Here is an 8564-nt window from a genome sequence, read left to right on the forward strand (position 1 = left end):
TTCTCCAGTTCGGCGATATTCTTGCCAAGCGTCGCGGTTTTCTCATTCGCTGCGGCAAGCTGGGCGCGCAGTTTTTCGGCCTCCGCCCGCTGCGTCTCCATCGCTTTATCGCTGCCAGACTGCTTCGCCAGTTGCTGCTCCAGCAGCGCTTTCTGGCTGGTGGCCTCATTGGCAGCCAACTGAAAGTGGGTCATTTGCGTCTGTAATTCTTCTGCCCGCGCGGTCAGTTCGCCAACCTGTTTTTCATAGCGACGCGCGCTTTCAGTTAGTTGTTTCTCACTCGCCAGGAGTTGCTGGTGCAACTGTTTATTTTCATCTCTGAATGCTTCGCCCTGCTCCGTTAACAGGCCTGGCTGTCGATTTTTCAGTAACGCATTCTGCTTACGAAGCGCCTGCAATTCACGCTGCAGAGTGCTGAGCTTTCGTTTCAGGGTACTGAGTTCCGATTGTTGCGCAGCACTCTTTTTGACTACCGCGGTATTTTTTACCTGCGTTGCAGGTGAAGAAGGCGTCAACAGAGGAACAGCAGGCGTCGTACTTTGTGGTTTTTCACCCGCATTTTTAAACAAAATATTCGGCTCGGGTGCCAGCATCCCTTCTTGCTGCAGTCGTTCAATTAATAACGTTGAGTCGGCCTCAACCATATCTGAGAAAACCACACCCGAGATTATTACAGCAATAGATAATAATTTTCTCATAATTTGTTCAATTCGTTTGCACGCCTTGACATATTGGCAAACACGGCGCTGCGCACACGAGCGCAAACAATATCAACTTTATTATTCAGCTCAAGCCTAATAATTTCCGAAGAATTCCCATCTATAAGCGATTGATTCTTTTTATATATTGCATAATTATTATTGATAATACTGAATTGTTGCTGGTACTTTTTAAAAGATGCGTTATCAAGTGATTTTAATGCAGTAAACATTTGATAGCATTGCACTTCACTTTGCTTTCCCGATGTTGAAGTCAAAGGGGGCGATGATTTTTTCCCTGAGCACCCTACCAGCAGTAGTGCGAGTGTCATTATTATGAATCCGACGTGTGATGACCGCATAGTAGCCTCATACCTGAGCATAATATTCCCTGTGAATGCATCCGTAATATGAATACATTCATTCCCGTTTGGTTATCAACCACAAAAAAAGAAAAATAAAACCTACCACGGCAGAAAGAAAATGACAACAAGCAGAAATTAAACAGGTGGTTAGCAATCAGAATCCTGCCAATAAAAGCATTCAGATAATACATTTAAAGCACAATAATATTTATTATAAAAATAAACCAATCGCAGAATAGAATTAATGAAAATCGTAATAAATAAAATATGCGTACAGGCGCCAGGACTTTTACATCGGGTGTTGACAGCCAGATTGTCCGTTTCTCAGTAGTTTCTGTCCGCTGCGCTAAAGCATCGTCTCTTGTCTGCCGCCAGGATAATTCACAGACCAAAGGAGAAGACAATGCTTAAAGACCCTGCACAAAAATACCGTCCTTATACGCCGATTTCGTTACCCGATCGTCGCTGGCCTGAAAAACAACAAACCCACGCGCCACGCTGGCTCTCTACAGACCTGCGCGATGGCAACCAGGCGCTTGCAGAGCCCATGGACAGTGAGCGTAAGTTGCAGTTCTGGGATCTGCTGCTCGCCTGCGGTTTTAAAGAGATCGAAGTGGCATTCCCGTCTGCATCGCAAACCGACTTTAACTTTGTACGCCAGTTGATTGAAGAAAACCGCATTCCCCAGGATGTCACTGTCCAGGTATTGACCCAGGCGCGCGAGGATCTGATTCACCGAACCTTCGCTTCATTGATGGGAGCGCACAGCGCCACCATTCACCTCTACAATGCGACGGCACCACTGTTTCGCAAGCTGGTGTTTGGCATGGAAAAGGCCGACGTAATCGCCCTTGCGGTACGCTCTACACGGCTCATTCGTCAACTTTGCGAACAGCATCCACAAACCCGCTGGCAGTACGAGTATTCCCCGGAAACCTTCTGTTTTACCGAACCGGAATTTGCGTTGGAAATTTGTGAAGCCGTGGCCGATGTATGGGAACCCGGCGCTGAACGCCCCATGATTATTAATCTGCCCGCGACGGTGGAAGTCAACACGCCCAACGTTTACGCCGATCAGATTGAATATTTCTGCCGCCACTTTACCCGTCGCCAGGCGGTGAGTATCAGCGTGCATCCGCATAACGATCGCGGAACTGGCGTGGCAAGTGCTGAGCTGGCGCTGCTGGCAGGTGCCGATCGCGTTGAAGGCTGTCTGTTCGGTAATGGCGAACGCACCGGCAATGTTTGTCTGGTTACGCTGGCGATGAACCTTTATAGCCAGGGTATCTCACCGCAACTTGATTTCAGCAATATGCAGCAGGTGGTCGATGTGGTGGAAAACTGTAATCAGTTGCCCGTTCACCCACGCCATCCGTGGGCCGGGCGCCTGGCCTATACCGCCTTTTCTGGATCGCATCAGGATGCGATTAAAAAAGGCTTCGATGCCCGCAAGGCTGACGAGCGCTGGGAGATGCCCTATCTGCCTGTCGATCCGCAGGACATTGGTTGTACCTACGAAGCGGTGATCCGCGTGAACAGCCAGTCCGGTAAGAGCGGTAGCGCGTGGCTGATTGAGCAAAATCATGGGCTGAAATTACCCCGCGCGTTACAGCAGGATTTTAGCCAGCATGTACAGCGTGAAACGGACAACCACGGTAAAGAGATGACGCAAAATGCGCTGTGGCAGCTCTTCCGCCAGCGCTACGGTCTGATTGCGCAGCCTGCGCTGGCCTTGGTGGATTATAAAAGCGAAAGCCGTCAGGATGGTCAGTTACATTTGCAGGCCACATTACTGCTACAGGGGACCCATCGTAAAATCGAAGGTCTGGGTAATGGATTGCTGTCTGCCGCCGCCGGCGCACTAAGCCAGTTGCTTAAACAGCCTTTCAGCATTAAGGATTATCACGAACATACGCTCGGAGAACGTAGCGACAGCCGCTCTGTGGCCTACATTCACTGTCTGTATCCGGACGGTAGCGGAAGCTGGGGGGTGGGTATCGATAATGATGTGGCGAGGGCATCTTTACAGGCGTTACTGAATGCGCTGAGCTAACATCACTCGTTTTCCGGTGCGCGGAAATAATCGCTGGGTGATATCCCCATCACCCGGCGAAACATCGCCGTAAACGCACTATGGCTGCCGTATCCCAGATCCAGCGCGACACGTAACACTGAGTGACCTTGCGCAAGCCTGACCAGCGCTTCCATCAGCTTTGCCTGCCGAACCCATTCGCCATAAGTTAACGCCGTTTGCCGTTGAAAATGGCGGTTAAGGGTCTTTTCACTCATGCCGATCAGCGCCGCCGCCTGTGTGCTGCTCCAGGGCTGGGATATCGACTCGCGAATGCGCAGACACAGATTTTTCAGCACTTCACTCTCGGGCTCCGGCAAGAAAAAGGGCAGCACGCGCATACCGCGGATTTCATCGAGTATCAGCTCATAAACATGCTCATCACGACTGGCCGGCGCATATTTTTCGGCAAGAGAAAACGAGGCGACAATCAGTTCGCGTAGCAGCGGTGTAATTTGCACAATCTGGCAGGAGGCGGGTAAATCCGCGCGGGCAAGTGGGTCAATAAACAGCGTGCGTGCGGCAACTTTACCCGTAATGCGAATCGCATGTTGTGTTCCGGCAGGCAACCAGACGCCGCGCCCTGGCGGTACGACCCAACAACCTGATGCCGTGTCTACCCGGACAACGCCACTTAAGATATGCAGCAATTGGGCGCACTCATGCTGATGCCACGGCTCGCTTTCTCCGTGTTCATAATCATGGGCAAAGGGGACCAGAGGGCGATGGGTAAAGGAGAAGGTTAAGGTCGTGGACATCGCTTAACCTCCTTTGCCCATCCCTCTCCCGTTGGGAGAGGGAACATTCGCACTAGATGTGCAGTTCCTGCAGTTTCTCTTTCGGCAGCGCCAGCTCTTCATTGCTGTTTACACGCACGTCTTTTTCGAGAATATGGCGCGCAATGTCCTGCGCTTCGCTCAGCGAGTGCATCTGATATGTGCCGCACTGATAGACGTTAAGTTCCGGAATCTGGTTCTGGTTCTGCACTTTCAGTACGTCAGCCATCGCCGCTTTCCAGGCATCGGCCACACGTTGCTCATCAGGCGTACCGATCAGGCTCATATAGAAGCCGGTACGGCAACCCATCGGGGAGATGTCGATAATCTCCACGCCATTCCCGTTCAGATGATCACGCATGAAACCTGCGAACAGGTGCTCAAGCGTATGGATACCTTTTTCCGGCATGACTTCTTTGTTAGGCACGCAGAAACGCAGGTCGAAAACGGTAATAGCGTCGCCATGAGGAGTGTTCATGCTCTTTGCAACACGAACCGCAGGCGCTTCCATACGGGTATGATCGACAGTGAAGCTATCCAACAATGGCATTTAGTCACCTCCGCAGTGATTTTTTTTAAAATAAAATGAACTCTTCATTCTGATGCGAGTCTGAGTATATGAAAGACGCGCATTTGTTATCATCATCCCTGTTTTCAGAGATGAATATTTTGGCCACATTACTGTGGCCTTTTTCTTTTCTGTCAGGCGTGTCTTGCGACCAGCGCCTCGAATGTCTCAGTGTCCGACGCTTCAACCTCTTTCTGGCGCGCCCAGGAAACCTCGCACTCTTTTCTGAAATCCTCTTCGCGCAAAATTTCCAGCGGTTCTTCACGCAACATGGAACGATACTCTTCTGAGAGCGCTTTGCCCGTACCGCCAATACCTTTATCAAGCATAGAACGCAAAATGCGCGCCGAGAACGTCAGTTCCGGGTTGTCAAAACAGGCCACCAGTTCGTCGCAAACCTGCTCGTAATTGTTGCCACCGTACAGTCCATCAAGCGTCTGCGCGACACGTTTAAGGTCACGGAACAGATCTTTCCCGACTTGTGGCAGTGGGAATTGCGCCGTTTCGCAGCCCATGCCCAGCGTCAGGCCCGGTTTACGCCCTTCCAGAATCACGCGATTCCAGTTTTTACGCGTACACAGCAGCTCGTCGCTACTCATTTCCGGCGCATCCGCCAGCACACACCAGACCATAAACAGATCGAGGAAACGGATCTGCTGCTCATCCACGCCAATCGGGGTGAACGGATTGATGTCCAGCGAACGCACTTCAATATATTCAATTCCGCCGCGCAACAGCGCATCCGACGGCGACTCACCGCTACGCGTTACGCGTTTCGGGCGAATCGGGGCATAAAGTTCGTTTTCAATCTGCAGGATATTGGTATTGATCTGCAGATACTTACCCTCTTTTTTCAGACCAATCTTCGCGTATTCCTCAGAGGGCGTTTTAATCGCGCGTTTCAGCGCCACGACATAATCAGACAGGTTGTTAAAGGTGATGCCAAGATTGCTTTGCGACTTGTTGGTGTACCCCAGGTCGCTCAAACGCAGCGAAGTGGCATACGGCAGATAATGCATGCCGCCAGGGGTCTTCTCGAAAGGCAGCGTCGAAGGTTTGCCCTGCAGGAAAGAGGGGCAAATCGCCGGGGACGCGCCAAACAGATACGGAATGACCCAACCAAAGCGGTAATAGTTACGGATCAGACGGAAGTAACCGTCAGAAACGGATTCTTTATCAGTTTCCCCACATTTGGCTTCCCAGAAAGCCATCGGCAGCGAAAAATTGTAATGCACGCCTGAAATGGTCTGCATCAACGCGCCGTAGCGGTTTTTCAAGCCTTCACGGTACAGTGTTTTCAGGCGACCGATATTTGACGAGCCATACTGCGCCAGTTCAATATCCTGGCCGTTTTCGATATAGCACGGCATGCTGAGCGGCCACATGCGTTCATCACCTATTTCACGCGCGGCAAAGCGGTGAATATCACGCATGATGGTCAGCATATGCTGAATATCACCGTCTACCGGAGTAATAAACTCCAGCAATGCTTCGGCAAAATCTGTCGTAATCCATTTATGGGTCAACGCGGAACCAAGGGCGTGCGGATGGCCGCTGGTTGCCAGCGTGCCATCTGCCTTGACGCGCAGCGTTTCGCGCTCAAGACCTCGTTGAATCCCCTTGAGAACCTGAGGATTTTTTTCCAGCCAGGACAATGCCTGTGATACGTCCGGGATCAAATTGACCTCCCGCCTGTAATATTCATTTTATTAAGCATAATTGTAATGGTTGACGATTAAAGGTCACTCACTCAGTCCAATTAGTGCCACCACGTCATGCCCTGGAGCGTTGCGACAGCTACAATTACGTAGCGCAATGCTTTCCCAAGGCATAAAAAAAACACGACTGGCCCCCAGGGAATGCGCATCCATCCCGCCAGCAGGCACAGCAAATCGCCGATTACAGGCATCCAGCTTAATAACAGTGTGGCTGCACCATAGCGTCTTAGCCAGCCTGTTGCTTTTTCTTGCCAGCGCGACTTTTCACGCATTGGAAAGAAACGCCCAAGAATAACGTTAGTCAACCCTCCAAGGCTATTACCCATTGTTGCTATTAATACGAGTAACCACGGCTGACTAAGGCCGGAAAGCAGCATAGCAATCAGCACCACCTCAGAGTTGCCTGGAAGCAAGGTGGCGCTAAGAAAACTGCTGACAAACAGTGAAACAAGAGAAAGCGCTTCACTCACAGCAGGCGAACATCCACAGCATCCATCCCGGCCGCGCGTGCCGCCTGCAGGCCAAAGTCCGCATCCTCAAAAACCACGCATCTTTCCGGTACGACGCCCATTTTTTCCGCACAGAGCAAAAAAGTATCGGGCGCCGGTTTATGGTTTTTTACATGATCGGCTGCAACCACGGCAGCGAAATAGTGACGCAGACCAAGATGGGATAACAGTGCTTCGGCGATCGCGCTTTCGCTCCCCGTCCCGACCGATAACGGACGGCGACCATACCACTCTTTGACAACATCAATAAGCGGTAGCGGACGAACGGTATCCAGAAGCATCGCTTTTACCGCTTCTGTTTTTTCACGTGCGAGCGCATAAGGGTCAAGATCGGCCTGATTGAGTTCAATTACCGACTGTGCGATGCGCCAGGTAGGAGAACCGTTCAGCGCAATCATCGCCTGTATATCGTAACGCAGACCATAATGCCCCAGCACCTCATGCCAGGCTTTACGGTGAGTCGGTTCGGTATCCAGGATGGTGCCATCCATATCGAAAATCAGACCATCGTAACGTTCGTACATCGTGTTCTCATCGAGCGGATAACAAAACGTTACTTTATCGTAAACAAAGATTTTTGTCGCTGCCGGACGTAGAGACAACAAAGACGCCCTGGGGCGTCTTTGGGGGTTGCGAGGATTATTTGATCCTCAAATCGTTCTCGACCACCCGCACGCCCGGAACCCGGCGGGCGACCTCCACCGCGCGCTTAGCACTTTCAGCCGAGGAGACAAAACCACTCAGTTGCACACGCCCTTTAAAGGTTTCAACGCTGATTTCCGAAGATTTAATGTTTTTATCATTGAAGAGCGCGGTTTTGACTTTAGTTGTCACGACGGTGTCGTCAATATAGCCGCCGGTGCTTTCCTTTTTAGATGAGCCCGCACAACCGCTCAGGGTCAGTGCGACAAGTAACATTGCGCAAAACGCAGAAATAGCTTTGTACCCTTTCATGATATCTCTCCTTGCCTTCGCCTTACTCAATTTACATCGTTACGAGCAGATAAATTATAGAGGAAAGAACAACCTGCCAATAAAAATCTGTCAGGGAATGAAAAAGGATACGTGAAAAATGTGTACGAAAAATAAGAAGGTGGAGAAGAGAACGTTGGTTTAGAGAAGATGGTGCATCCAGGAGGATGACGCACTGCGTTCGCCCTGCGGGCCGCTGCTGACGCAACGTTATCCTTCCTGGTGCTGGCGATTATTGCGCAGCCCATGAAACAACAATGCTTATGTTATTCCGGAGAAGATGGTGCATCCAGGAGGATTCGAACCTCCGACCGCTCGGTTCGTAGCCGAGTACTCTATCCAGCTGAGCTATGGATGCATCGGGATTTACTGCTTTACTGCTGATATCAAATACCGCTTTTGAAGCGCTACCTGATAAAAGAGGGTACATCCAGGAGGATGACTCACTGCGTTCGCACTGCGGGCCGTTGCTAACGCAACGTTATCTTCTCTGGTACTGGCGATTATTGCGCAGACCATGAAACAACAATACTGATGTTATTCCGGAGAAGATGGTGCATCCAGGAGGATTCGAACCTCCGACCGCTCGGTTCGTAGCCGAGTACTCTATCCAGCTGAGCTATGGATGCATCGGGATTACTGCTTTACTACTGATTCAATGCTGCTCAACAAGCCGCAACACTGAGAAAGATGGTGCATCCAGGAGGATTCGAACCTCCGACCGCTCGGTTCGTAGCCGAGTACTCTATCCAGCTGAGCTATGGATGCATCAGGATTTACTGCTTTACTACCGATTCAATGCTGCTCAACAAGCCGCAACACTGAGAAAGATGGTGCATCCAGGAGGATTCGAACCTCCGACCGCTCGGTTCGTAGCCGAGTACTCT

General features: G+C 50.8%; 9 protein-coding genes and 3 tRNA genes. 1 reads left to right on the forward strand and 11 read right to left on the reverse strand.

Annotated features, from left to right (window positions below):
• Positions 1-698, reverse strand: a 698-nt coding sequence (locus tag ABIB59_RS26205; RefSeq protein ID WP_354037687.1) for a hypothetical protein, incomplete at its 3' end; no start/stop codon positions are given.
• Positions 695-1030 carry a YuaE family lipoprotein gene (locus tag ABIB59_RS26210; RefSeq protein ID WP_064572395.1) on the reverse strand — a complete coding sequence of 112 codons (336 nt, stop codon included), beginning with the start codon at positions 1028-1030 and terminating at the stop codon, positions 695-697. The genes ABIB59_RS26210 and ABIB59_RS26205, both read right to left, overlap by 4 nt.
• Positions 1031-1466: 436 nt before the next feature.
• Here ABIB59_RS26210 and leuA point away from each other — a divergent pair, with 436 nt between their 5' ends.
• Positions 1467-3116: a 2-isopropylmalate synthase gene (gene leuA / locus ABIB59_RS26215; protein WP_354037689.1), complete on the forward strand. Its 1650-nt coding sequence runs from the start codon at positions 1467-1469 to the stop codon at positions 3114-3116.
• A 2-nt stretch (positions 3117-3118) separates the two neighbouring features.
• Here the strand turns inward: leuA and ABIB59_RS26220 are convergent, their stop codons facing one another.
• The 9 genes from ABIB59_RS26220 to ABIB59_RS26260 form a co-directional block, all read right to left on the reverse strand.
• Positions 3119-3892 (reverse strand): AraC family transcriptional regulator, encoded by a 774-nt coding sequence (locus ABIB59_RS26220; protein ID WP_079497815.1) that lies wholly within the window; start codon positions 3890-3892, stop codon positions 3119-3121.
• 52 nt (positions 3893-3944) lie between these two features.
• Positions 3945-4460 (reverse strand): S-ribosylhomocysteine lyase, encoded by a 516-nt coding sequence (luxS, locus tag ABIB59_RS26225; RefSeq protein ID WP_039077615.1) that lies wholly within the window; start codon positions 4458-4460, stop codon positions 3945-3947.
• 152 nt (positions 4461-4612) lie between these two features.
• Positions 4613-6157: a glutamate--cysteine ligase gene (gene gshA / locus ABIB59_RS26230; RefSeq protein ID WP_071194732.1), complete on the reverse strand. Its 1545-nt coding sequence runs from the start codon at positions 6155-6157 to the stop codon at positions 4613-4615.
• 80 nt (positions 6158-6237) lie between these two features.
• Positions 6238-6666 (reverse strand): YqaA family protein, encoded by a 429-nt coding sequence (locus ABIB59_RS26235; RefSeq protein ID WP_039077617.1) that lies wholly within the window; start codon positions 6664-6666, stop codon positions 6238-6240.
• Positions 6663-7229, reverse strand: coding sequence for a fructose-1-phosphate/6-phosphogluconate phosphatase (gene yqaB / locus ABIB59_RS26240; RefSeq protein ID WP_039077618.1), 567 nt, complete (start codon positions 7227-7229; stop codon positions 6663-6665). Before yqaB ends, ABIB59_RS26235 begins: the two co-directional genes overlap by 4 nt.
• Before the next feature lie 115 nt (positions 7230-7344).
• A complete protein-coding gene (locus ABIB59_RS26245) occupies positions 7345-7659 on the reverse strand; it encodes a BON domain-containing protein (RefSeq protein ID WP_039077619.1) in 315 nt (104 codons plus the stop codon).
• A gap of 299 nt (positions 7660-7958) precedes the next feature.
• Positions 7959-8035, reverse strand: a tRNA-Arg gene (locus ABIB59_RS26250).
• Positions 8036-8229: 194 nt separating this feature from the next.
• Positions 8230-8306 (reverse strand) — tRNA-Arg (locus tag ABIB59_RS26255).
• 62 nt (positions 8307-8368) lie between these two features.
• Positions 8369-8445, reverse strand: a tRNA-Arg gene (locus ABIB59_RS26260).
• Positions 8446-8564 lie beyond the last annotated feature (119 nt).

The sequence above is a fragment of the Citrobacter sp. UYEF32 genome, assembly GCF_040546205.1.
Classification (GTDB): Bacteria; Pseudomonadota; Gammaproteobacteria; order Enterobacterales; family Enterobacteriaceae; genus Phytobacter; species Phytobacter diazotrophicus.

What these genes read in the sequence shown, in the direction of transcription:
- leuA (WP_354037689.1), top strand. Translation starts at nt 1,467, where the DNA reads ATGCTTAAAGACCCTGCACAAAAATACCGTCCTTATACGCCGATTTCG.
- yqaB (WP_039077618.1), bottom strand. Translation starts at nt 7,229, where the DNA reads ATGTACGAACGTTACGATGGTCTGATTTTCGATATGGATGGCACCATC.
- ABIB59_RS26245 (WP_039077619.1), bottom strand. Translation starts at nt 7,659, where the DNA reads ATGAAAGGGTACAAAGCTATTTCTGCGTTTTGCGCAATGTTACTTGTC.
- ABIB59_RS26220 (WP_079497815.1), bottom strand. Translation starts at nt 3,892, where the DNA reads ATGTCCACGACCTTAACCTTCTCCTTTACCCATCGCCCTCTGGTCCCC.
- ABIB59_RS26210 (WP_064572395.1), bottom strand. Translation starts at nt 1,030, where the DNA reads ATGACACTCGCACTACTGCTGGTAGGGTGCTCAGGGAAAAAATCATCG.
- luxS (WP_039077615.1), bottom strand. Translation starts at nt 4,460, where the DNA reads ATGCCATTGTTGGATAGCTTCACTGTCGATCATACCCGTATGGAAGCG.